Origin of the sequence: Nonomuraea sp. NPDC050556 (assembly GCF_044457355.1) — a bacterium.
GTDB lineage: Bacteria > Actinomycetota > Actinomycetes > Streptosporangiales > Streptosporangiaceae > Nonomuraea.
Genome location: NZ_JBITGU010000001.1, coordinates 1,328,921 through 1,351,055, shown reverse-complemented (window position 1 = coordinate 1,351,055; position 22,135 = coordinate 1,328,921). Strand labels below are relative to the sequence as shown.

Below are 22,135 nucleotides of genomic sequence, written 5' to 3'. Positions count from 1 at the left end.
GGATGAGGGGATGATCGTATCCCTCAGGGACGCCGTGCCTGACACGTGCGGGGGGAAGGCGGCCGCGCTCGGGGCGTTGCTGCGGGCGGGCGTGCCGGTTCCCGATGGTTTCGTCGTGCCGTTCGCCGCCTACCGTTCGCTGGGGTTCGGGACGTCGGAGGATCTTGATGCCGTACGGCGGGCGATCGAGGCCCGGCCGGTCGGCGCTGATCTGGTCGACGCGCTGGGGCGCGCGCTGGGTGAGCTGGGTGATCCGTTCGTGGCGGTGCGGTCGTCGGCGGCCGGCGAGGACACCGCGCACGCTTCGGCGGCTGGGCGGCATGACAGCTTTCTCGGGGTGCGAGGGGTGGGCGCCGCGGCCGGGGCCGTACGCGCCTGCTGGGCCTCGCTGTTCTCCCCGCGCGCCGTCGGGGGGTCTTTGGAGGAGCCGGTGATGGCCGTCATCGTGCAGCGCCACCTGGACGCCGACGTTTCCGGGGTCATGTTCACTCCGGGGGCGACGACCGACATCGAGGCGACCTGGGGGCTCGGGCCCAGCGTGGTCGAGGGCAAGGTCACCCCTGACGCCTTTCGCGTGTCCACCGACGGTACGGTCACCAGCGTCGTGGCGTCCAAGCGGACGCGGCTCGACCGGCGTGGCGCGGACCTCGTGGTCAGCGACGTGCTCCCTCGGGAGCGGCACCAACCGGTGATCGACGACGCGACCGCCGCGGAACTGGCCCGGCTGGGCGGGGAGATCGCGGCCGTGCTCGGCGGGCCGCAGGACATCGAGTGGGCGATCGTCGGGGGACGCATCTGGATCCTGCAAGCCCGCCCCATCACCGCCGCACCACCGCCGCCTGTCCACGCCTCGGCAGCCGCCGACCCCGCGAGAGCGACCGGCACGCGGGCCGGGGCGACAGGAGGTCGTGAGACAGCGGTTGGCACGCTCACCGGGACGCCCGGTAGCCGCGGGACGGTGACCGGGGTCGCGCGGGTCGTGCGGGGGCGGGGGGACTTCGGGCGTGTGCAGCCCGGTGACATCCTCATCTGTCCTTTCACCGACCCGGCGTGGACGCCGCTGCTGCGCATCGCCTCGGGTGTGGTCACCGAGACCGGAGGCGTGCTGTGCCATGCCGCGATCGTCGCCCGCGAGCACGCCATCCCCGCCGTCCTCGGCATCCCGGACGCGACCAGCAGGCTGCGGGACGGCGCCGTCATCACCGTCGACGGCAGCACCGGCACCGTCACCGAACACACACCGACCCCACGAGAGCGGGCCTCATGACGACACGACACCTCTACCTGGCCCGCCACGGCGAGGCCGACGCGTTCGGCCGGCTCACCGACACCGGGCGCGCCCAATCCGACCTGCTCGGTGAACGGCTGGCAGCGCTGCCCGTCGACGTCGTCTGGCACTCACCCCTGCCCCGCGCCACCGCCTGCGCACACCACCTGGCCAAGCACCTCCAGAACGCCCCCGTGGAAGAGGCGCCGGAGCTCATCGACCACGTGCCCTACGTCCCCAGCCCGGCGGAGATACCCCGCTCGTGGGCCGGTTTCTTCGACGGCTACGACGAGCGGGAGGCGGCAGAGGGCCACAAGCTGGCCCAAGCGCTGATCGCCCGCTTCACCCAGCCCCCTGAAACCACCACCCACGAGGTGCTGATCACCCACGCCTACCCCATCGCGTGGCTCCTGCGGCACGCCCTCGACGCGCCCCCGGCCCGCTGGCTGGGGCTCAACAGCGCCAACACCGCCCTGACCGTCATCGAGTACCGCACCGGCCTGCCGCCCACCGTCGTGATGTTCAACGACATGAGCCACCTCCCGCCCGCCCTGCGCTGGACCGGCTTCCCGCCCGCCACCAGGCCCTGAGGGCGAACTCAGCCGAAGGAGGCCAGTTCGCCCGCGTCGTGGGCGCTGAAGACGCGCACCGAGGGTGGCAGGTGGCGCAGCCGGTCCAGGTTGGCCAGGCGCAGCGCGTGGTCGGTCGCGACCGCGCGCTGCGCCAGCCGCAGGTGCGCCGGGCAGCGGGTCGGGTCGCCCAGCTCCCCGTGGAAGTAGTACGCGTCGCCCGCGTGCAGCAGCCCTTCCTCCTGTACGGCGACGCCGGAGTGTCCCCGGCTGTGCCCCGCCAGCGGCACCAGCGCCACCCCGTCCACCCCCTGCAGCGGCCGCGCCTCGAGCCCGTGCCACGGCTCCCCCGCCTCGCCGTAGGTCACCCACTTGGGGCCGTGTGCCCACTGCGAGGAGCGGTAGCGGCGCCGTTCTGAGGCGGTGGTCGGCGACAGGGCTGCCCGCAGTTCTGCGGCGTGCAGGTGCACGCGGGCCTGCGGGAAGTGGGCCAGCGCCCCGGCGTGGTCGACGTCCAGGTGCGTCACGACGATGTCGCGCACGTCGGAACGCTGGTAGCCGAGCCGTTCGAGCTGGGAGGGCATGGTTTCGGAAAGGTCGAGGGCGGCGCCGACCATCATGGTGAAGCCGAGGAAGGCGCCGGCGCCGATGCCGGTGTCGACCAGCGTCAGCCCGCCGGGGCTCTCGATGACTAGGCAGTGACACACCATGAGCGGGCCGCCGGGAGGACGCATGGTGCCGCAGTTGAGGTGATGGATCGTCACATGTCCGATCATATGATCGCTTGATGGATATTCGAGTCGGGGATTCCGCGGATGTGACCGCGGTGTTGCAGATGTTCGACAGCGCGGTGGCGTGGCTGGTGACGCAGGGCCGTACCGGGCAGTGGGGCAGCGAGCCGTTCACCGGCAACGCCAAGCGGGAGGAGCAGGCCGCCGGGTGGGCGGCCGGTGGCGGGATGCGGATCGCGGTGGTGGACGGCCAGAGCGCCGGGTGCCTGGTGGTGGGGCCGCCGCACGAGTACGTCAAGCCGGTCGACAGCGAGCTGTACGTGCAGGTGCTGGTGATCGACCAGCGTTTCGCCGGGCACGGGGTGGGGCGGGCGCTGCTGGAGCGCGCCTACGCCGAGGCCGAGCAGCTCGGCGTGGAGTTGTTGCGGGTGGACTGCTACGCGGGTGATGACGGCCGTCTGGTGCGTTATTACGAGAGTTGCGGTTTCACCCGGGCTGAGCCGTTCACGGTTGGGCAGTGGCTGGGGATGATCCTGCAGCGAGAAGTTCGGCGAACGTGATCACGGTGTCGTCCTCGTAAAGGGGGGCGATGATCTGCGCGCCGACCGGCAGCCCGCCGTCGGTCCGTCCGATGGGCGCGGCCAGGGACGGCAGTCCCGCCAGGGAGGCGTGCGCGCCCCAGAAGGGCAGGTGGGGGTGCGGCAGGTCGCCGGGCGGGAAGGCGGCGGTGTAGGAGGAGGGGCAGACGAACACGTCGACGCGGGTGAAGTGGTCCTGCCAGGCCTGGCGGGCGGCGTGGCGGGCCAGTTCCTGGGCGGGGTATCCGGCCAGGTCGGCGCCTTCGGCGAAGGCGAAGAAGGCCTCCAGCTGGGCGCCGAAGGCGGCGTAGGACGCTGCCGGATCCAGCCGGGAAGGCCAGCCCTCCACCAGCGTTGCCCCCTGTGCGGCGAGGTGGTCGAGCAGGGCCCGCAGGCTCGCGCCGACCTCGGCGGTGGGCGGGGCGAAGGGGTCGTCGAGGACGAAGCCGACGCGGAAGTGGCCCAGCCTGGTGTGGCGCGGGGGCGGCAGGTGCCAGCGGTAGGCCAGCGCGGCCGGTCCGTCGGGGCCCGCTGTGGCCTGGAGGGCGACGCGCAGGTCGCCTGCCGTACGGGCCAGGGGGCCTGCCGCGGACAGGTAGCGGTGGTCCGAGGTGGAGGCAGGCGTGCCTGGCGGCTGGAAGCCGTGCAGGGACACCAGGCCGGTGCTGGGTTTGAGGCCGTACACCCCGCACAGGGCGGCCGGTATGCGGATGGAGCCGGCCAGGTCGGAGCCGTAGTCGAGGAAGCTGAGCCCGGCGGCCAGCGCGGCCGCCGCTCCCCCGCTGGAGCCGCCGGGGGTGCGGGTGAGGTCCCAGGGGTTGGCGGTGGCGCCGTGCAGGTCGTTGGCGGACTGCGCGACGTCGGCGAGCATGAACGCGGTGTTGGTCTTGCCGATGACGTTGGCGCCCGCCTGCTTGAGCCGGGCGACCAGGGTGGCGTCCGCGGTGGCGCGGTGGGTGGCGAAGGCGGGGTTGCCCCACGTGGTGTGCAGGCCTTCCGCGTCGAAGCAGTCCTTGATGGTGATGGGGACGCCGTGCAGGGGGCCGAGGGGGCTGCCGTCGGCGATCGCCTGGTCTGCGGCGTGGGCGCGGCGCATGGCGCCGTCGGCGTCCAGTTCGGCGATGGCGTTGACCTTGGTATCGACGGCGGCGATGCGGTCCAGCAGGCGGGCGGTCAGCTCGGCGCAGGACAGGTGGCCGTCCTTGAGCGCCTGCGCGGTGTGGGTCGCCGATCGCGACAGCAACTCGTCCATGCCTGCCGGTCTACCCTCTGACACGGTGTGAGGGTCAAACGCGATATGTCTTGACCTTCCCGTGAAACGCGTCATATCGTGTTGTTCGCGATATGACGCGTCCATCCGGAGGTAGGGGTCATGCTCATGCAGCGCGGGATCAGGGAAGCCGACATGACCGTCACAGCCGACGACGGCACCCAGCTGGCCGGGACGCTGGTCATGCCGTCAGGGCCGGGGCCGCACCCGGCCGTGGTGCTGCTGTGGCCCACCCGCATGGACCGGGAGGGCGACCTGGGCAAGGCCAGGTTCGCCGTCGGCCGCACCCTGGCCGAGGCGCTGGCCGCGCACGGCGTGGCCTCCTACCGCTTCGACCGCCGCGGCGTCGCCGGAACCCCCGGCCAGTGGCGGGCCGCCACGTTCCTGCAGAACCGCTCCGATTCGGCCGCCGCCCTGCGCGCCCTGGCCGCCCGCCCCGAGATCGCCGCCACCGGCGCGATCGGCCACGGCGAGGGGGCGCTGCACGCCGCCTGGCTCGGCGCGCACTCCAGCGCCGCTGCCGTCGTCATGCTCGCCGGGCACGCCATGACCGGCGAGCAGGCCCTGCACTGGTGGGCCGAGCGCGCCGTGGCCGACCTGCCCGCCCTGTCGCGGCTGGCGCTGCGCCCGCTGGGCCGTAGCCCGGGTGAGCAGGTGGCGCGGCTGTGCGCCAGGATCAGGGCCACCACCGCGGACGTGGCGCGCGTGTACGGCAGGCGGGTCAACGCCGGCTGGCTGCGCCAGTACCTGGACTACGACCCCAAGCCCGACCTGGCCGCGGTCGGCGTGCCGCTGCTGGCGCTGACCGGCGACCGGGACCTGCAGGTCAGCCCGGACGACCTCGAGGTGATCGCGGCGCTGGTGCCGGGCGGGGAGGCGCGCCTCCTGCCGGGCCTGACCCACACCCTGCGCCGCGAGCAGGACCCGCAGGCTCTGCGCGCGTACGGCGAGCAGTACCAGCGGCCGGTCGACGCGCTGCTGGTCGAGCAGGTCGCCAGCTGGTCGGCGGCGCACCTGGCCAGAGTGCCGGTCAGCGGGCTCGCGGGATGACCAGTCCCGACTCGTAGGCGTGCACCACCAGCTGCGCCCGGTCGCGGGCGCCCAGCTTGGACATGATGCGGCTGACGTGCGTCTTGGCGGTGGCGTGGCTGATGGTGAGCCGCACGGCGATCTCCTCGTTCGACATCCCGCCGCCCACCAGGGTGAGCACCTCCCGCTCGCGCCCGGTCAGCCGCTCCAGCTCCGGGCCGGGCGACAGCTTGGGCGGGGTGGCCACGTACTCCTCGATCAGGCGCCGCGTCACCGACGGCGACAGCAGCGCCTCCCCGCGCGCCGCGACCCGCACCGACTGCAGCAGCTCGGCCGGCTCGATGTCCTTGACCAGGAACCCGCTGGCCCCGGCGCGCAAGGCGGCGAACACGTACTCGTCCAGCGCGTAGTTGGTGAGGATCACCACCCGCACCGCGTCCAGCGCCGGGTCGGCGCCGATCTGCCTGGTCGCCTGGATCCCGTCCAGCAAAGGCATGCGCACGTCCAGCAGCGCCACGTCCGGCAGCAGCTCCCGGCACAACTGGACCGCCTCGCCGCCGTTGGCCGCCTCCCCGACCACGCTGATGTCGCCGGCCATCTCCAGCAGCGCCGAGAACCCGGCGCGGATCAGCGGCTGGTCGTCGGCCAGCAGGACCCGGATCACCGCGGCAGCTCCGCCCGTACGGCGAAGCCGCCCCCTGGCCGCGGCCCGGCGGTGAGGGTGCCGCCCGCGGCGACCGCGCGCTCGCGCATCCCGATCAGCCCCATGCCGTGCTCTGCCGTACTCGCGTCATTGGTCCCGTCGTCCTCGATCTCGATCACCAGGGTGTGCTGCTGGTAGGTCAGGGTCAGCGTGATGGCCGCGGGTCCCGCGTGGCGCAGCACGTTGGTGAAGGCCTCCTGGGCGATGCGGTAGGCGGCCCGGTCGGCCCGCGGCGGCAGCGGCTCCGCCGTACCGCTCACCACGGTCGTGACCGGCAGGCCGACCGCCTGGGCCCGCTCCACCAGGCGGGGCAGCCGGTTCAGGCCGCTCTCCAGGCCGTCGTCGCTCTGGCGCAGCACGCCGAGCGAGGCGCGCAGCTCGCGCATCGCCTCCTGGCCAGACTCCTTGACCGCCAGCAGCGCGGTGCGGGTGCGGTCGGGGTCGCGCTCCAGCAGCTGCAGGGCGACGGCGGTCTGCACGTTGATCACGGAGATGGCGTGGGTGAGGGTGTCGTGCAGCTCCTGGGCGATCCACAGGCGTTCCTCCCCTGCCCGGCGCAACGCCGCCTCCTCCCTGGTGCGTTCTGCCTCCACGGCGCGCTGTTCGATGAGGGCCAGCTGGGCGCGGCGGCTCCTGACCGTCTCGCCCAGCACCACCATGGCCACCAGCCAGCCGCTGAGCAGGCTCAGCCCGCCCGGCTCCGGGTCGGTGTCCGACAGCGCCACGAACGTGCCGACGCCCAGCGCCAGCGCGACCGCCAGGGCGATGGACAGGGCGCGCCGGCCCAGGGTGGCTGCGGTGTAGATGGCGATCAGCGCGGGCGCGGCGGCGAACACGCCGGGGTAGAGCGCGCCGTAGTAGGCCACCACGCACCCGACCGCGACCGCCCCGACCGTCACCGGGGCGCTGCGCCGCCAGGCCAGCGCCGCCGACGAGAGCGTGATCAGCGTCAGCCCGACCCCGTCCAGGGGTCGTTCGGTCAGGCCGGAGTCGGACAGGCGGCCGTAGGTGCCGACCACGCCGAGCGTCAGGACGGCCGCCGCGATCGAAATGTCGGCCCTGGTGGGATTCACCCTGTCACGCTAGGGCATCGCGGCAGCCGCTCCGACCTGCGCGGGGACGAGGTTCTGCCTACATCCCCGGATGTACGTCCCAGCCGTCCACCCCGCCGGGCACCGGCGCCGACGGGTCGTAGGGGGTGCGGGTGAAGATGAAGGTGTTGAGGTCGAGGTGGTCGGGCGCCACCCGCAGCGTTTCGCCCGCGTAGTAGCCGTCCAGCCCCAGCCAGGTGCCGTCCTGCTGCGGCACGAACCGCGAGGCGCGCCCCACCCCGGACACCGGGGTCAGCGACAGCCCACGCTCCGGCAGCACCCGCAGCACGTACGGCGAGGGCCCCCAGTGCCACAGCCCGGTCAGCGCCAGCAGGTCGGGGTCGGCCGGCGAGGGCTGCCACTCGGCGGGCAGCCGCGGCTCCATCTCGGCCATGATGGCCAGCAGGTCGGGCAGCAGGGTCCGCTTGACGCCCGAGGTGGTGTTGGCCATGAACAGCACCCCGAGGTCGTCGTCGGGGTCGGCCCACACGGTGGCCAGGAACCCCGGCATGGAACCGGTGTGCCCGGCCAGGCGCCGCCCGGCGTTGCGCATCAGCTGCAGGCCCAGCCCGTAGCCGCCGGTCCAGGCGTCGCCGTCGTCGACGGTGGCCGGCTCGCGCATCTCGGCCAGCGTGTCGGCCGGCAGGACGTCGCCGGTGTCGCCGGCCACGAACGCCGCCCACCGGGCCAGGTCGTCGGTGGAGGACCACAGCTGCCCGGCCGGAGCCATGGACACCGCGTCGTGCTCGGGCTCGGCCAGCAGCACGTCGGCGAACGGGTGCACCGCGTAACCGGTGGCGTGCGGTTCGCGCGGCCGCGCGGTGGTGTCGCCCATGCCCAGGGGCTGCAGCACTTCTCGCTGTACGGCCTGCAGCCAGGTGGTGCCGCGGTGGCGGGCCACCAGCTCGCCCAGCATGCCGAAGCCCAGGTTGGAGTAGTGGAAGTAGCGCCCGGCCCGGTGCTTGGAGATGCCCGGGTCCAGGCGCGCGATCAGCTCCTCGGCCGGCAGGCCTGGGGTGCGCTCCCACCAGTCGGTCGGCGGCTCGGCGCTCAGCCCGGCGGTGTGGGAGAGCAGCTGGGCGATGCTGACCTCGCCGAACGGCGTGCCGGGCACGTGCTTGCCGAGCGGGTCGAGCAGGTCCAGGCGGCCCTCGTCACGCAGCCGCATGACCACGACCGCCACCAGCGACTTGGTGATGGAGCCCAGCCGGTACTGGGTCCGGCGGGTGGGAGGGGCCTGGCCCACCAGGCCCCTGGCGCCGAACCAGGCCACCTTCCCGTCGCGCACGACGGCCGCCACCAGCGACGGCACCCTGGACTCCGACTGCTCGACGGCCAGCCTGCGCAGCAACGCCTGCGCGGTGGCCTGTCCCACCTCGTTCATGGCTCCACAGGGTAGAGCACCTCAGTCCGACAGTGGCACCAGGTCCGGTCCGACCAGGTGGCCCTGGTGGGGTTCCGGGGCGAGCTCGTCGTGCATGAAGTGGCCCGCGTACCACACCACGAGGTTGGCGCCGTCGATGTCCTCGTCGTTGAGGAACTTGTTCAGGTGCGCCATGGTGTCGCGCCTGTCGCCCATGGTGCCGCCCTCGTGCAGCTCGCCGGGGTGGTGGCGCAGGAACCACAGGTCGGACACGCCGAAGGAGTCGGCGGTGCCGTCGTGGGGGCCCGGCACGATGCGGTAGCCGTGGCGGGTGGCCTTGTCCAGCACGTCCCACGCCTTGGCCGGGGCCTTGCGCCGGCGGGAGGTCTCCCGCTTGATCGGCACGCTGTCGGGGATGATGCCGCCGCTGTCGTTGACCTGCTCGACCACGTCGTTGGCTGCGCCTTCGATGTCGAAGTCGAAGCGCCAGTAGGCGTGGTGGTTGTGGCGCATGCAGGTCATCGGGTCCTTGGTGCCGGCGAAACCCATGCGCGGCTTGATGGTGCCGTCGTCGGCCAGCCGGTACTCCGACACGTACCGGTACCAGCCGGCCTGGATCTCGCTGACGATGCGCAGCTCCTCGCCGTCGTGGAAGAAGGCCACGCCCTGGAAGTTGCCCGCGTCGTTGTCGGAGCGCTCCAGGATGGTCAGCGGGTCCTTGTCGCACAGCCGCCAGCCCTTGCCGACCGGGTCGGTGCCGCGGGCGCTGAAGCGGGTCTCCTCCCACATCCAGTCGCGGAAGGTGGTGCCCATGGCGTACAGGACGTTGAGGACCGGCATGTGGGCCTGGCGCAGCACCAGGCGGCCGCGGTGGCGGACGTTGAGCAGTTCCAGGCCGGAGGCGTCTCCTGCGGGCTGGGAGTTGCGCGGCCGTACCACGATGAGGTTCCACAGCTCGGTGTCGCCGTCCATGACGCGCACCCGGACCTGGTTGGGGCCGCCCTGGTTGGCCAGGGGGCCGACGCCTTCGGGCAGGTGGTGCTCGCAGTCCTGGTCGGTGGGCTCGGCCACGCCTTCCGGGGCCCAGTCGACGGTGCCTTCGGCGACGTCGACGGCGACGATGTGGTGGCGTGGCCCCCCTGCGGGGTTGTAGATGCCCAGGGTGGGGCGGCGCACGCTGCTGCCGTCTGGCCGTTCCAGGTCGGCGGTGGGCGGCATGGGCTGGTAGATGACGATGTCGTCGGCGGCCGGGAAGCGGGCGTCGGCGCGCAGGATGGCGGCTGCCTGGGCCAGTTCCTCGCCGCGCGGGGTGGGGCGCCGGTTGCTGGGCCGTACCTGCAGGGTGGGGAAGGAGTCCAGGCGGCCCGACAGCTCCACGGCGCGGTTGCTGTCGGGGTCGTAGACGGTGGCGGTGAAGGCGGCGTCCTTGCCGGGGTCGTGGCCCAGGCCTCGGACGTCGGCGGCCATTAAGCGGGCGGCCTGCGGGGCGCCGAGGTGGGCGGCGGCCTCCGGGTGGGCGGCGGCCAGTTCTGCCAGTTCTGCCGCGGTCAGGCCGGGCAGGGTCACGGGCTCGATGAGCACGCGTACGGTCATGTGGTTCTCCCCGTCGACTGTGCGAGGGCGCGTCCCCCGAGCCCCCGCCTGGAGTCGTTCTATCGCGTACGAGCCCCGGCGAAAAGGGCCAATTGGCTACGGGGTGGCTTCCGTCGCGCCGACCATGCGGCGGTATGTCGGGCACTGGGTGAAATCTTCTGCGGTGCACTGCATGACGTGTTCGATCATCGTCTTGGAGGCGGTGATCTCCTGGAGTTTGCGTTCCAGGTCCTCGTGGTGCTGGCGCAGGAGTGCCCGCCGTTCCTGCTGTCCTGGCGTGGTGAAGATCTGGCGGATCTGTTCCAGGCTCATTCCGGCGGCTTTGGCGCGCAGGATCGTCTTGACGCGAACGGCGTGGTCGGGGGTGTAGCGGCGGCGGCCCGCGACCCGGGAGGCGGGGGTGAGCAGCCCCACGGCCTCCCAGTGCCGCAGCACGTGCGCCCCCAGCCCGAACCACGCAGCAAGCTCACCGATGGACATGTCCTCCATCAGGCCATTAAACGGCACATAGGGGGTGGTGGGCGCGCCCTCCGGCGGGCGGGAAACGGTTCCGTTCCCTGTCCGCCGGAGATTCCGGCTCAGCGGGGCAGGTGCGGGACGGGGAGGGCGGGGGTGGCCACGTCCAGGGGGAGGTGGGTCAGGTTGGGGGTGTGGCGGGTGCCGAGCATGCCCATGCTGGTCACCAGGAGCCCGTCGGCGGTGACGGCGATCGCGGTCGGGCCGTCCAGGCCGTCGGCCTCGGTGGCCACGACCGTGGCCTCGCCCTGGGCGGTGATGCGCAGCACGAGGTCGCGGGGGTGGACGGCCAGGTAGAGGGTTCCTGCGGTGTCGAAGGTGAGGTCGTCGGCGGGGATGCCGGTGTGGACCTGGGTCACCTCACGATCGTCGAGGGTGATGCGCAGGACGGTGCCCCGGGCGGTGTTGGTCGCCCACAGGGCGCCGTCCCAGACCTTCAGCCCGTTCACCCCGGTCGAGGCCACCGGGTCGTCCGCCGCCGTCGGGGTCAGGTGCTCGCCGTCGAGCCACAGGCGCAGTGTGTCGTCGCCGGGCAGGCAACGCAGGATCTCGCCGTTGACGGAGTCGGCGGCGAACAGGGTGCCGTCCTCGGCGAAGGTGATGCCGTTGAGGCCCGCCCGGCTCTCCGCTGCCGCGAACCGGGCCCACCGCTGAGGGGCCTCGCGCCGCCAGATGCCCGCCACCCCGTCGGTCGTGCTGCGCACCGCCGCGTACAGCCGCTGGTCGGCGTCCGCAGCGAGCCCGACCACGAGCGCGTCCACCCCGTCCGGGACCACCCGCTCCTGCCCGGCGCCCGACAACCACACCGTCCCCGCCGCCAGCAACGTCACGCAGATCGTGCCGTCGGCGAGAACCACGAGGTTCTCCGGCATCTCCCCAGCGCCATGATCAAAAGCCTGCAGAATCGTCATCCGCCCATTCAACCGGATCATGCAGCAGGACGGCTTCGACGGCCGCCTTACGGCTCAGCGCCCGGCCCGTCCGGTGCGCGGCCAGGTAGGCCTCCTCGCCCAGCGCGGAGCGAAGCTGCGTGCTGAGCCGGACGATGTCGGGGTTGCCCGCGTCCGGGGCGCCGCGCAACTGCTCGGCCGCCCCCATCACCCGCGCCGCCCCCGCCAGGTCCCCTCGCCCGGCCAGCAGACCCGCGGTGGCCACGGCGACCTTGGCCAGCACCGGCATGTCCCCTGCGTCCAGCGCCAGCTCCGCCGCCCGCCCGATCAGCGCGGCCGCCTCGGCGTGCGAACCGCGCAGCACCGCCAGGTGCGCCCGCCCGGTGATGATCAGGGCGCGGAACTGCGGCGCGATCGCGGGCGCGTACTCCAGCCCGGCCGAGGCCAGCGCGTACTCCCGCTCGGCGGTGTCCAGGTCCCCCTCGTATCGGGCCAGGTCGCCCAGCGCGGAACGGGCGAAGGCCACGTTGCGCGGCGACCATTCGCGCGCCGACGGCTCGGTGATCAGCCGCAGCTCCGCGCGCGACTGGTCGAGCTCGCCCCGCCGCGCACGGACCCCGGCCAGCCACACCCGCTGGTGGCCGGTGTCGTCGTCCGGGTTGAGCTCCATCAGCAGCGCCATCGCCTCCTCCAGCGCCGCCACCGCCCCGTCCAGGTCGCCGAACACGGCGTTGGCCTCGGCCAGCCCGGTCAGCGCCATCGACAGCCCCCACCGCTCCCCCGCCGCGCGCAGCTCGGCGGCGGCGGCGATCAGGTCGGCGCGCGAGCCGGACATGTCGCCCTCGTTCTCGCGCAGCGCCGCCCGCACGTTCAGCATCATGCCGCGCGTCCACGGGTCGCGGTGGGCCAGGCCGCACTCGATGGCGGCGAACCCCAGCTCGGCGTTGTCGGTGAACAGCGCCAGCGCCGGACGCAACATCGCGATCACCGGGTGCTCCAGCTGGTCGTCCGGTAGCTCCGACAGGCGGCGCAGCTCCTCCACCGCCGACTCCACGCGCGCGTCCCCACCGGCCAGGGCGCCGTTGACCAGGAAGGTGGCAGAGGCGATGATGCGCGCCTGCTCAGGGGCCGTGCCGGGCACCTCCAGGGCCAGGCGCAGCCACCCGACCGACTCGGCGCGGTTGCCGCGGATGGTCCAGAACACCCCGAGCGCGGCCGCCAGCCGTACCGCGGTGTCGGCGTCGCGGCAGTCGACGGCGTAGTGCAGCGCGGCCAGCAGGTTGTCGTGCTCGGCCAGCAGGCGGCGGATCCAGCTCACCTGCTCGCGGCCGCGCAGGTAGGGTTCGGCGCGTTCGGCCAGGGCCAGGAAGTAGGCGGCGTGCGCGGTCCTGGCCTCGGCGATGCGCCCGGTGTGCGCCAGCCGTTCCAGCCCGTACTCGCGGAGGGTCTCCAGCATCCCGTAGCGGCCCTCGCCGTCGCCGCGCAGCAGCGACTTGTCGACCAGGGCCGCCACCAGGTCCAGGGTGCCGCCCAGGTGCTCGGCCGCCGCCAGGTCGAAGCCGCCGCTGAAGACGGCCAGCCGTTCGACGAGCTGCCGTTCTGGCTCCTCCAGCAGATCCCAGCTCCACGCGACGACCGCGCGCAACGTCTGGTGGCGGGGCAGCGCCGTACGGCTGCCGCCGGTCAGCAGCAGGAACCGGTCGTCGAGGCGTGCGGCCAGCTGCTCCAGGGTCAGCGCACGCAGCCGGGCGGCGGCCAGCTCGATCGCCAGAGGCAGCCCGTCGAGCCTGCGGCACACCTCGCGCACGACGCCGGCGTTTGCCCCGGTCAGGGCGAAGCCGGGCTGGACGGCGGCCACCCGGTCGGTGAACAGCCGCACCGCTGGCTCGGGCGCCAGGGGGCGCACCGGGCACAGCGCCTCGCCGCCGATGGCCAGCGGTTCCCTGCTGGTGGCCAGGACGCGCAGCTGCGGGCAGCGGCCCAGCAGCTCCTCCGCGACCCGCGCCGCCGCCTCGACCAGGTGTTCGCAGTTGTCGAGCACCAGTAGCGCCGGTCCGCCGGACAGGGCTTCGACCAGGCGGCTCAGGGTGTCGCGCGGCCCTGGCGGGGCCGCGCCGCCGAGCTGGCCCAGCGCGGCCAGCACCGCCTGCGGCACGTCGCCCGGGTCGGTGACGGCCGCCAGCTCCACCAGCCACACCGGGCCGGGGACGGTGGCGGCGACGGTGGTGGCCAGGCGGGTCTTGCCCGCCCCTCCCGGCCCGACCAGGGTGATCAGGCGGCCCTCGCGCAGCTGCCCGCCGACCTGTTCCACCTCCCGGTCGCGGCCCACGAAGCTGGTCAGCGGGGCCTTGAGGTTGGTACGGCGGGGCGCGGAACCGTCGCGCAGCAACGCCAGATGCAGCTCCCGCAGCTCCGGCCCCGGGTCGGCGCCCAGCTCCTCGGCCAGCCTGCGCCTGACCCCCTCGTAGGCGGCCAGCGCCTCGGCCCGCCGGCCGGCCGCGTGCAGGGCCCTGATCCTGGCGGCCTGCAGCCGCTCGCGCAGCGGGTGCCGGGTGGCCAGCTCGTCCAGCTCGGCCACCAGCGGCCCCGGCTCGCCGCCCGCCGCCAGCCTGGCCGCCGCGCGCTCCTCCACCGCAGCCAGCCGCGCCTCCTCCAGCCTGGTGGCGAACGCCGAGGCGAACGGGGCGCCGGCCACCTCGCCGAGCGCCGGGCCGCGCCACAACTCCAGAGCGGCATCCAGGGCCTCGGCCGCCGCGGCGGGGTCGGCTCCGGTGGCGGCCTGCCGTACGAGAAGGTCGAAGGCGTCGGCGTCGGTGCCGGCCACCAGCCGGTAACCGCCGGGCACCGAGACCAGCGCGGCCGCGTCCGGCAGCGAGCGGCGCAGCCGCGCGACGAGCGACTGCACGGCGTTGGCCGGATCGGCTGGCGGCTCCTCCGGCCACAACGCCTGGGCCAGCTGCTCCACGCTCACCACCCGGCCGGCGGCCATGGCCAGCCGTACCAGCAGAGCGCGCAGCCGCGCGCCGGTGATCTCGACGGGCGCCTGCCCGTCGAGCACCACCTGGGGCGGACCCAGAATCTCTACCCGCACACCCACACTCTGCCAGGGCGTCAGGACTCCAGGGCGCTGCCCTTCTTCCACTTGGCGAACGACAGCTGCCAGAAGCCCCAGCCGTTGTTCCACTCCAGCTCGCGGTTGGTGCCGACGATGTCGACCACGTCGCCGCGCTGCATCGTGTCGTAGAACCACTTGGCCTGGTCGGGCCGGGAGTTGATGCACCCGTGGCTGACGTTGCGCACGCCCTGGGCCCACACGTTGTTCTTGGCGTGGACGTACTCGCCGGAGTTGGAGAAGCGCACCGCGTGGTTGATCATCACGTCGTAGTAGCCGGGGTCGCCCTTCTTGCGGCCCGGTGAGATCATCCGCTCGGGGTTGGCCTTGCCCATCGTCAGGTGCACGCCGGAGGTGGTGGTGTACTCGCGCGTCGTCGCCATACCGGCGCTGATGCGCATCGTCTTGACCTTCTTGCCGTCGTGGTAGACGTACATCATGTGCTTGCGCGCGTCGACCTTGGCGATCTGCTTGGCGCCGATGTTGATGGTCGTCTTGTAGTCCTTGACGCCGTACATGCCCTTGGCGCCCTTGACGCCGTTGATGCGCGCGGTGAACGTGACCTTCTGGTGCGCCGGCCAGTACTTGGCGGTGCGGTAGATCACCTGGTTGGCGCTGACCCAGCGCCAGGCGCCCTCCACGTCCTTCTCCGCGTCCACCTCAAGGGCACGTTCCACAGAGGCCTTGTCGGTCACCGCGTTGTTGAACGTCACGATGATCGGCGCCCCCACGCCGACCTTCTCGCCCTTGGCGTTGGGCGTGACATCCACCACCGCGAGCTCGCGCTCGGGCTTCAACGTGGTGAACTTGCTGGCCGCCGTCGTCGGCCCCGACTTGGCGGTGACGCTGTAGCTCTGCGACGGCTTCAACGGGCCCTTGGACACCCACTTGGTCTTGTCGGCGTTGAAAGCGCCGTCGACCTGCTGGCCGCCGGACTCCACCACGACCTCGTCCAACGTGCCGCCCGCCGCGGCGACGACCACCTTCTTTTCCGGGCTGACCTTCGCGCTGCCCTCAACCGGCGAAATCTTGATCGTGGGTGCGGCCGGTGTGGCCGAGGTGGTCTGCCCCGGCTGGGCCGCCGTCCCGTTTCCCGTGGCGGCGCTGCCGCCCGAGCACGAGGCCGTCAACGCTGTCGCGACGACGAGAGCGAGTCCCGCCGTCGGCTTCCTCCAACCTTCCATAATGTTCTCCCCCATAGCAGTCAACTGCACCCAAAGACATTAATGCTCTTACCTGTATGACGTCGCATCCTTCCTGATAGTTCGGTCACATTTCGAGCACTGTGTGCAGTCAATCGCCGGTCCACTCGGGGTCAACTACCATGCACGGATGGCCGTAACCCTCCAGCGCAGCCAGGTCCCCGCCACCACGCGGAGGCTGGCCTGGCTCGACGCGTTGCGCGGCATCGCCGCGCTGGTGGTGGTCTACGAGCACGCGCTCAAGCCGCTGCTGCCCGAGGCGCGCCAGGCGGGCGGGCCGTGGTTCGCTCCCGGCTGGTACGGCGTGCTGGTCTTCTTCCTGGTCAGCGGCTACATCGTGCCCGCCTCGCTGGAGCGCAAGGGCAGCGTGCGCGACTTCTGGATCTCGCGCGTCTTCCGGCTGTATCCGCTGTGGGCGGTGTGCGTGGCCGGGGCGTTGCTGCTGGCCGTGGTGGGGCTGGACGAGCTGCACATCTGGAACACCCAGCGGCCGGTCGCGGCGATCGTGGGGCACCTGACGATGCTGCAGGATCTGCTCAACGTGCCCAACGTGGTCAACGTGTTGTGGACCCTGTCGTACGAGATGTCTTTTTACCTACTTTTGACGGCGATGTTCGTTTTGGGGTGGCACCGCCGTAGCCTGCACGCCGCGCTCGGCTTCGCCGTCGTGGGGGTGGCTGGGGCGTCGGTGCTGCCCAGCGTGCTGTGGTCGCACGGCTGGTCGGCCACGCACGTGGTGGTGATTGTGGTGGCCTGTGCGGTGGTCTGCGGGCTTGTGGCCGTATTGAGGGGTGGCGCGACGGTGCGCAAAGCGGGCGCCGTCTTGCTCGCCGTCACCGCTTTGGCGTTGCTGACCTGCAACGGGCGTTTTCCTGCCTGGCAGAGCCTGACGATCCTGGCGACCATGTTCTCCGGCACCGTCCTGTACCGGGCCGAGCAGGGGGAGATCTCCTGGCCGGTGGCGGCGCTGGTGGTGCTGGTGCCGGTCGGGATGGTCGCCGTCGACGGCTCGTTCGCCACCCGCGCCGCGACCGTGGCCGCCTGGGCCTCGTTCGCGATCGGCATGGCGCTGCGCCACCGGGAGATGCCGCGCGTGCTGGCCTGGCTGGGGCTGGTCAGCTACTCGGTCTACCTGCTGCACCCGCTGCTGCTGGAAACCGTCGACGGCCTGCTGCCCCACCCCGAGCAGGTCGCGCTCGGGTGGCGGCTGGTGATGCTGGCCGGGGTGGTGGGGCTGCTGCTGGGGCTCAGCGCGCTCACGTGGTGCTTTGTCGAGGCTCCCGCCCAGCGCTGGGGCCGGAGGCTAGCCGGAAGGTGAGGCTGGTGTGCCGCCGCCCGGCCCCCTTGGTCCGTACGGCCTGCGCCAGCGCCCTGCGTGAGCCGACGATGACCACGAGTTTCTTGGCCCGGGTGATGGCGGTGTAGAGCAGGTTGCGCTGCAACATCATCCACGCGCTGGTGGCCAGCGGGATGACCACCGCCGGGTACTCGCTGCCCTGGGAGCGGTGGATGGACACCGCGTAGGCGTGGGCCAGCTCGTCCAGCTCGTCGAAGGCGTACTCGACGCTCTCGTCCTCGTCGGTGAGCACGACGAGCTTGTGCTCGTCGGGTTTGATGTCGGTGACGATGCCGACAGTGCCGTTGAACACCCCCGCAGCGCCCTTGTCGTAGTTGTTGCGCAGCTGGGTGACCTTGTCGCCGATGCGGAAGACCCGCCCGCCGTACCTTTTGTCCGGCATGCCGTCGCGGGCCGGGGTCAGCGCCTCCTGCAGCGCGATGTTCAGCGCCCCGGCTCCGGCGGCGCCGCGGTGCATGGGGGCCAGCACCTGCACGTCGCGGCGCGGGTTGAGGCCGAACCTGCGGGCGATGCGCCTGGCCACCACGTCCACCGTCAGCGCCGCGATCTCCTCCGGCTCCTCGCACGGGAACAGGAAGAAGTCCTTCATGCCCTCCAGCACCGGGTGCAGCCCGGTGTTGACCCGGTGGGCGTTGACCACCACGCCAGACTCCTGGGCCTGGCGGAAGATCTGCGTCAGCCGTACCCGGGGAATGTCCTCGGCCCCGAGCAGGTCTTTGAGCACCTCGCCCGCGCCCACCGACGGGAGCTGGTCGACGTCGCCCACGAAAAGCAGGTGCGCGCCGGGGGCGATCGCCTTGACGAGCTTGTTGGCCAGCAGCAGGTCGAGCATGGACGCCTCGTCGACCACGACCAGGTCGGCGTCCAGGGGGTTGTCGCGGTCGAAGGTGGCCTCGCCGCCGGGGCGCAGTTGCAGCAGCCGGTGCACCGTGGTCGCCTCGTGCCCGGTCAGCTCCGCCAGCCGCTTGGCGGCGCGGCCGGTCGGGGCGGCCAGGATCACCCTGGCCTTCTTGGCGCGGGCCAGCGTGACGATGGAGCGCACCGTGAAGCTCTTGCCGCAGCCGGGCCCGCCGGTCAGGACCGCCACCTTCTGCGTCAGCGCCAGCCGTACGGCCTGGCGCTGCTCGGCGGCCAGCTCGGCGCCGGTCTGGGCCTGCAGCCACTGCTCGGCCTTGGCCCAGTCGACGTCGGCGAACACCTTGAGCCGGTCGTGGCCGTTGCGCAGCAGCGACAGCAGGCTTCCGGCCAGGGAGATCTCGGCCCGGTGGAAGGGCAGCAGGTAGATCGCGGGCACCACGTTGTCGCCCGCCGGGATCTGCTCGCGCACGACCTCCTCTGCGGCGATCGACTCCTCCAGGCAGGCCGAGACCAGCTCCGGCGGCACGTCGAGGATCTTGACGGCGTCGCCGACCAGGTTGGGGGCGGGCAGGTAGCAGTGGCCCGCGTCGGCCGCCTGCGACAGCGTGTAGCGCAGGCCCGCCTTGACCCGTTCCGGGCTGTCGTGCGGGATGCCGACGGCTTGGGCGATGGTGTCGGCTGTTTTGAACCCGATGCCCCACACGTCGTCTGCCAGCCGGTACGGCTGCGCCCGCACGACCTCCACCGACTGCTCGCCGTACTGCTTGAAGATGCGCACCGCGATCGAGGTGGACACCCCGACCCCCTGCAGGAAGATCATCACTTCCTTGATGACCTTCTGCTCGGCCCAGGCGATGCCGATCATCTTGGTCCGCTTTGGCCCCAGGCCCGGGACCTCGACGAGCCGTTCCGGAGCGGTCTCGATGATCTCCAGGGTGTCGGTGCCGAAGTGGTCGACGATGCGCTCGGCCATCTTGGGGCCGATGCCCTTGATCAGACCTGAGCCGAGGTAGCGGCGGATGCCCTGGATGGTGGCGGGCAGGACGGTGGTGTAGGACCACACTTCGAACTGACGGCCGTAGCGCGGATGCGACGACCAGCGCCCGGTGAGCCGCAGCGACTCCCCTACCTGCGCGCCGAGGAGGGGGCCCACGACGGTGAGCAGCTCGTCACTGGCCCGCGCGGTGGCCAGGCGGGCGATGGTGTAGCCGTTCTCCTCGCTCTGGAAGGTCACACGTTCAAGCACACCCTCAAGGACGCTGGCCGGAGGGTGTTCCTGGGACATGGGAGGTATTGTGCCGCATCCGGTCGCAGAGCTGGCGGGGCGCCGGACCTGTAGATCACAATCTCGGTGTGGAGACAGAGGGAAGCAGGGGATACGCGTTCTCGCCCCTGCCGTGACAGCGATCGTGATGGTCGCCGGTGTGGTCGTGATCTCGCTCCTCGTCTTCGACACCAAGGCGCGGACCTTGCGCGGACAGCTCTACACCGACCTGCTGGAGTTCAAGATCTGGGCCATCATGGCGGGCTTCTGCACGGTGCTGTGGATCGGGGTCGCCTGGCATTTCCTGCCTCTGGCGCGCAGCTGGGACCGCGGCAAGACGGGGGTGTCGGTGTTGGCGCCCGCCGGGCTGTACGTGGTCCTGGCCTGCGTGATCGGGTTCGCGTCCGTGAACCTCACGCGGGCGGATCTCCATCCGGAACGCCCGGCCGATCTAGCGCTGCGCGCATCGTGCTGCTGCTCTACATCCCGCTCTACCTCGCTCACAGCAACAGCGCCGCCCGGTATGTGGACCTGGCCTACCCGTTGCCCGAGGACGGCAGGCCCGGCAAGGAGTGGGCCGCGGGCCGCACCGTGCTCGGGGCGTCCTCGGGCAGAACCAGACCTTCACCCAGCACCTCACGACGGCCTTCGGCGTGCTGGCACCGTTCGCCAGCAGCCTGATCGGCACCTTCTTCAAGTAGGCGGTCTGATGGAAGCAGTACTCTCCTGGGATCGATCGTGGCGTACGTCTTCCAGCGTCGCGCCGAGCCGCAGCGAGAACCCTCGAAACAGGTTCTCGGCCCGTCCGCGGCGACGGCGCTCCGGGAGTTAGGCGGGGACCAGGGCCACGCGGACTGAGGACGGGTCGTCGGTGGTCAGGGGGATGGCGAAGACCGCGGTACGGCCGGCGGCGGCGTAGCTGGCGTAGCGCAGCCCGTCCTCGTCCCAGGCGTCCTGCAGGTCGGAGGTCAGCAGTGCCGAGGCCGAGCAGTAGGCGGGGCTGCGGTACAGGGTGCGCAGCGACACCTCCAGCGGCACCTCCGACGCCGGTGAAGGGGTGAGGGGGCGGCGTAGCCGTACGATCAGCCTGCGCAGTGGGAAGAGCCAGCGGTGGTCCAGTTCTGGGGACAGGGCAATCAGGATGGCTGCTTCCACCAGGCCGAGCCAGGCCCATCCAGAGAAGGGAACGGCCCAGCAGGCGGTCACGCTCATCGCGAGCAACAGGCCGGCGCGGGTGAAGGAGCGCCACTCCACCGGGCGGGCGTGGGTGCCTAGGCAGCCGCACGACGAGGTCGGCGCGGCCACCGCGGCGTAGGTGAGGTAGGACAGGAAGCCCAGGCTCAGCGCGACCGCGGCCACCCCTGACGGCCCGGGCGCGGTGACGAGCCAGACGGCCACCGCCAGTTCGGCCACCGCCGCCAGGCGGAAGGCAGGGATCGCGCGCGCCGGGCCGACCAGGCGGGCCAGGGCGCTCTGCCCCGCCCGCGTGCGCAGCTGCCTGCCCAGCAGCTTCATCAGGGCCGCCCACACCAGGAAGACGGCGATCACGTACGGCTGCAGCGCGGCGATCCCTTGCAACACAGGCCCCCCTTAGTGCGGTGAGAAGACGGTGGCGATGTCGACCTCGTTGGTGTCCGGCCGCCAGGCGCCCAGGATCTGCACGTGCTGGCCCACGCGCAGCATCGACAGGTCCGAGCTGGCCGGCGCGTCGGAGTGGACCGCGACCGACCGGCCGGGGACCACGTGCGCCAGCACCTCGGCGCCGTTGTGGTCGAGGTAGAGCTTGCCGGCGGAGATGTTCTTGATGTGCGCCTTGATGTTGACGATGTTGAGCCACACCGACTCGGCGGCCAGCGTGCCGTCGGGCATGCGGACCCCCCTGGCGTACAGGCCGTCGCCCGGCAGCGCCTGGTCGAAGCCGACCGGGCCCAGCTTCCACAGGCTGGTGCCGTCGACCACCCGGATCTGGTGGAAGACCAGGTTGGAGCCGAGCACGTTCAAGACGTTCTTCTCCACCGAGCGGATGCGGCCCTCGGCGAAGTCGGGGTCGATGCCGCCCGGTTCCGGCTGGGTGGCGCCGAAGGCGGCCTCGGGGCCGAGGGAGCCCAGCGCGCTGGCGGCCACCACCGTGGCGCCGCCGCCGAGCAGGGCCGACCTGAGCATCTGGCGTCTGCTGCTGCTCATCGCCGCCTCCTCAGCCGGTCGCGATCTGCGCCGGTCGCAGGCCCGTGGACAGGCTCGCGATCCTGCTGTAGGCGGCTGGGGTCAGGTCGATGAGGCGGTTGCTGGCGCAGGTGGAGCCGCAGCAGCTTCGCTCGCCGCAGAACAGGTCGGTCTGCGGGCCGCAGTCGGCGATGGTGGTGATGACGCTGGAGCCGCTGCACAGTCCGGTGGTCTGGTGGCGGAAGCCGCAGGTGCGGCGCGACAGGGAGTCGCCGCAGCGGTCGGGGCGGGTGATGCTCCAGCAGGCGTCGGAGGTGTTGGGCCAGGCGTGCTGGAGGCTGCCGGAGTTGCAGGTGCCGCAGGCGCCCTTGCCGGTGCTGCTGCACGGGCCCCAGGCGGCGCCGCAGCAGAACCAGGACACTTCGCCGAGTACGGGGCCGAGTAGGTCGCGGGGAGTCGGGTCTTCGGGCATGGTTCGACCCATGCGGGTCCTCCTGAGAGGTGGGGGGTGAAAGTTTCCGACTAACTCATGGTTATCATGTAAGAAAGTTTCGTCAATACTGATTTGTCGTCACAAGG

General features: G+C 72.0%; 21 protein-coding genes. 6 read left to right on the top strand and 15 right to left on the bottom strand.

Going from position 1 to position 22,135, the window contains the following annotated elements:
• Positions 1 to 10 precede the first annotated feature (10 nt).
• Both ACIBG8_RS06710 and ACIBG8_RS06705 read left to right on the top strand, forming a co-directional pair.
• A complete protein-coding gene (locus tag ACIBG8_RS06710) occupies positions 11 to 1,267 on the top strand; it encodes a PEP/pyruvate-binding domain-containing protein (protein ID WP_397341567.1) in 1,257 nt (418 codons plus the stop codon).
• Positions 1,264 to 1,857, top strand: a complete 594-nt coding sequence (locus ACIBG8_RS06705; RefSeq protein ID WP_397341566.1) for a histidine phosphatase family protein — start codon at positions 1,264 to 1,266, stop codon at positions 1,855 to 1,857. Before ACIBG8_RS06710 ends, ACIBG8_RS06705 begins: the two co-directional genes overlap by 4 nt.
• Positions 1,858 to 1,865: 8 nt before the next feature.
• On the opposite strand, the gene ACIBG8_RS06700 is transcribed toward ACIBG8_RS06705, so the two are convergent.
• The gene (locus ACIBG8_RS06700) at positions 1,866 to 2,600 is read right to left on the bottom strand and encodes an MBL fold metallo-hydrolase (protein ID WP_397341565.1); all 735 of its coding nucleotides are present in this window, start codon (positions 2,598 to 2,600) and stop codon (positions 1,866 to 1,868) included.
• Between the two features lie 23 nt (positions 2,601 to 2,623).
• Between ACIBG8_RS06700 and ACIBG8_RS06695 the strand changes: the two genes are divergently transcribed.
• Positions 2,624 to 3,127 carry a GNAT family N-acetyltransferase gene (locus ACIBG8_RS06695; protein WP_397341564.1) on the top strand — a complete coding sequence of 168 codons (504 nt, stop codon included), beginning with the start codon at positions 2,624 to 2,626 and terminating at the stop codon, positions 3,125 to 3,127.
• Here ACIBG8_RS06695 and ACIBG8_RS06690 read toward each other — a convergent pair.
• A complete protein-coding gene (locus ACIBG8_RS06690; protein ID WP_397341563.1) occupies positions 3,072 to 4,397 on the bottom strand; it encodes an amidase family protein in 1,326 nt (441 codons plus the stop codon). The two genes, ACIBG8_RS06695 and ACIBG8_RS06690, sit on opposite strands and share 56 nt — an antisense overlap.
• Positions 4,398 to 4,517: 120 nt before the next feature.
• Here ACIBG8_RS06690 and ACIBG8_RS06685 point away from each other — a divergent pair, with 120 nt between their 5' ends.
• Complete coding sequence (locus tag ACIBG8_RS06685; protein WP_397341562.1) at positions 4,518 to 5,465, top strand: alpha/beta hydrolase family protein; 948 nt, start codon at positions 4,518 to 4,520, stop codon at positions 5,463 to 5,465.
• On the opposite strand, the gene ACIBG8_RS06680 is transcribed toward ACIBG8_RS06685, so the two are convergent.
• The 8 genes from ACIBG8_RS06680 to ACIBG8_RS06645 all read right to left on the bottom strand — a co-directional run bounded on the left by ACIBG8_RS06680 (position 5,446) and on the right by ACIBG8_RS06645 (position 15,896).
• Positions 5,446 to 6,108, bottom strand: a complete 663-nt coding sequence (locus tag ACIBG8_RS06680) for a response regulator (protein ID WP_397341561.1) — start codon at positions 6,106 to 6,108, stop codon at positions 5,446 to 5,448. The two genes, ACIBG8_RS06685 and ACIBG8_RS06680, sit on opposite strands and share 20 nt — an antisense overlap.
• Positions 6,105 to 7,220: a sensor histidine kinase gene (locus tag ACIBG8_RS06675; protein WP_397341560.1), complete on the bottom strand. Its 1,116-nt coding sequence runs from the start codon at positions 7,218 to 7,220 to the stop codon at positions 6,105 to 6,107. The genes ACIBG8_RS06680 and ACIBG8_RS06675 overlap by 4 nt, the downstream gene beginning before the upstream one ends.
• A 58-nt stretch (positions 7,221 to 7,278) precedes the next feature.
• On the bottom strand, positions 7,279 to 8,622 hold the full coding sequence (locus tag ACIBG8_RS06670) for a serine hydrolase domain-containing protein (protein ID WP_397341559.1): 1,344 nt from the start codon (positions 8,620 to 8,622) through the stop codon (positions 7,279 to 7,281).
• A 21-nt stretch (positions 8,623 to 8,643) separates the two neighbouring features.
• Positions 8,644 to 10,194: a hypothetical protein gene (locus ACIBG8_RS06665; RefSeq protein WP_397341558.1), complete on the bottom strand. Its 1,551-nt coding sequence runs from the start codon at positions 10,192 to 10,194 to the stop codon at positions 8,644 to 8,646.
• Positions 10,195 to 10,290: 96 nt separating this feature from the next.
• Positions 10,291 to 10,683 carry a MerR family transcriptional regulator gene (locus tag ACIBG8_RS06660; RefSeq protein ID WP_397341557.1) on the bottom strand — a complete coding sequence of 131 codons (393 nt, stop codon included), beginning with the start codon at positions 10,681 to 10,683 and terminating at the stop codon, positions 10,291 to 10,293.
• An 89-nt stretch (positions 10,684 to 10,772) separates the two neighbouring features.
• A complete protein-coding gene (locus ACIBG8_RS06655) occupies positions 10,773 to 11,621 on the bottom strand; it encodes an SMP-30/gluconolactonase/LRE family protein (protein ID WP_397341556.1) in 849 nt (282 codons plus the stop codon).
• Positions 11,599 to 14,691, bottom strand: coding sequence for a BTAD domain-containing putative transcriptional regulator (locus ACIBG8_RS06650; protein WP_397341555.1), 3,093 nt, complete (start codon positions 14,689 to 14,691; stop codon positions 11,599 to 11,601). The genes ACIBG8_RS06655 and ACIBG8_RS06650 overlap by 23 nt, the downstream gene beginning before the upstream one ends.
• Positions 14,692 to 14,711: 20 nt before the next feature.
• The gene (locus ACIBG8_RS06645) at positions 14,712 to 15,896 is read right to left on the bottom strand and encodes an Ig-like domain-containing protein (protein ID WP_397341554.1); all 1,185 of its coding nucleotides are present in this window, start codon (positions 15,894 to 15,896) and stop codon (positions 14,712 to 14,714) included.
• 148 nt (positions 15,897 to 16,044) lie between these two features.
• Between ACIBG8_RS06645 and ACIBG8_RS06640 the strand changes: the two genes are divergently transcribed.
• Positions 16,045 to 17,232 (top strand): acyltransferase family protein, encoded by a 1,188-nt coding sequence (locus ACIBG8_RS06640; RefSeq protein ID WP_397341553.1) that lies wholly within the window; start codon positions 16,045 to 16,047, stop codon positions 17,230 to 17,232.
• On the opposite strand, the gene ACIBG8_RS06635 is transcribed toward ACIBG8_RS06640, so the two are convergent.
• Positions 17,171 to 19,414: an ATP-dependent RecD-like DNA helicase gene (locus ACIBG8_RS06635; protein WP_397341552.1), complete on the bottom strand. Its 2,244-nt coding sequence runs from the start codon at positions 19,412 to 19,414 to the stop codon at positions 17,171 to 17,173. The genes ACIBG8_RS06640 and ACIBG8_RS06635 overlap by 62 nt on opposite strands.
• A 198-nt stretch (positions 19,415 to 19,612) precedes the next feature.
• On the bottom strand, positions 19,613 to 19,810 hold the full coding sequence (locus ACIBG8_RS06630; protein ID WP_397341551.1) for a hypothetical protein: 198 nt from the start codon (positions 19,808 to 19,810) through the stop codon (positions 19,613 to 19,615).
• A 51-nt stretch (positions 19,811 to 19,861) separates the two neighbouring features.
• Here ACIBG8_RS06630 and ACIBG8_RS06625 point away from each other — a divergent pair, with 51 nt between their 5' ends.
• Positions 19,862 to 20,074, top strand: coding sequence for a hypothetical protein (locus ACIBG8_RS06625; RefSeq protein ID WP_397341550.1), 213 nt, complete (start codon positions 19,862 to 19,864; stop codon positions 20,072 to 20,074).
• A gap of 147 nt (positions 20,075 to 20,221) precedes the next feature.
• Here ACIBG8_RS06625 and ACIBG8_RS06620 read toward each other — a convergent pair whose 3' ends face one another.
• The 3 genes from ACIBG8_RS06620 to ACIBG8_RS06610 are packed head-to-tail and all read right to left on the bottom strand — an operon-like array spanning position 20,222 to position 22,040.
• Entirely contained in the window at positions 20,222 to 20,974 is a 753-nt protein-coding gene (locus ACIBG8_RS06620; RefSeq protein ID WP_397341549.1) for a MauE/DoxX family redox-associated membrane protein, read from the bottom strand.
• Positions 20,975 to 20,983: 9 nt separating this feature from the next.
• Positions 20,984 to 21,577 (bottom strand): cell wall protein, encoded by a 594-nt coding sequence (locus ACIBG8_RS06615; protein WP_397341548.1) that lies wholly within the window; start codon positions 21,575 to 21,577, stop codon positions 20,984 to 20,986.
• 10 nt (positions 21,578 to 21,587) lie between these two features.
• On the bottom strand, positions 21,588 to 22,040 hold the full coding sequence (locus ACIBG8_RS06610) for a hypothetical protein (RefSeq protein WP_397341546.1): 453 nt from the start codon (positions 22,038 to 22,040) through the stop codon (positions 21,588 to 21,590).
• Positions 22,041 to 22,135: the final 95 nt, after the last annotated feature.

Coding starts and splice junctions, on each gene's coding strand:
- ACIBG8_RS06710 (WP_397341567.1), top strand. CDS start 11: ATGATCGTATCCCTCAGGGACGCCGTGCCTGACACGTGCGGGGGGAAG.
- ACIBG8_RS06705 (WP_397341566.1), top strand. CDS start 1,264: ATGACGACACGACACCTCTACCTGGCCCGCCACGGCGAGGCCGACGCG.
- ACIBG8_RS06695 (WP_397341564.1), top strand. CDS start 2,624: ATGGATATTCGAGTCGGGGATTCCGCGGATGTGACCGCGGTGTTGCAG.
- ACIBG8_RS06690 (WP_397341563.1), bottom strand. CDS start 4,397: ATGGACGAGTTGCTGTCGCGATCGGCGACCCACACCGCGCAGGCGCTC.
- ACIBG8_RS06685 (WP_397341562.1), top strand. CDS start 4,518: ATGCTCATGCAGCGCGGGATCAGGGAAGCCGACATGACCGTCACAGCC.
- ACIBG8_RS06670 (WP_397341559.1), bottom strand. CDS start 8,622: ATGAACGAGGTGGGACAGGCCACCGCGCAGGCGTTGCTGCGCAGGCTG.
- ACIBG8_RS06665 (WP_397341558.1), bottom strand. CDS start 10,194: ATGACCGTACGCGTGCTCATCGAGCCCGTGACCCTGCCCGGCCTGACC.
- ACIBG8_RS06660 (WP_397341557.1), bottom strand. CDS start 10,683: ATGGAGGACATGTCCATCGGTGAGCTTGCTGCGTGGTTCGGGCTGGGG.
- ACIBG8_RS06655 (WP_397341556.1), bottom strand. CDS start 11,621: ATGACGATTCTGCAGGCTTTTGATCATGGCGCTGGGGAGATGCCGGAG.
- ACIBG8_RS06645 (WP_397341554.1), bottom strand. CDS start 15,896: ATGGAAGGTTGGAGGAAGCCGACGGCGGGACTCGCTCTCGTCGTCGCG.
- ACIBG8_RS06640 (WP_397341553.1), top strand. CDS start 16,045: ATGGCCGTAACCCTCCAGCGCAGCCAGGTCCCCGCCACCACGCGGAGG.
- ACIBG8_RS06635 (WP_397341552.1), bottom strand. CDS start 19,414: ATGTCCCAGGAACACCCTCCGGCCAGCGTCCTTGAGGGTGTGCTTGAA.
- ACIBG8_RS06615 (WP_397341548.1), bottom strand. CDS start 21,577: ATGAGCAGCAGCAGACGCCAGATGCTCAGGTCGGCCCTGCTCGGCGGC.
- ACIBG8_RS06610 (WP_397341546.1), bottom strand. CDS start 22,040: ATGGGTCGAACCATGCCCGAAGACCCGACTCCCCGCGACCTACTCGGC.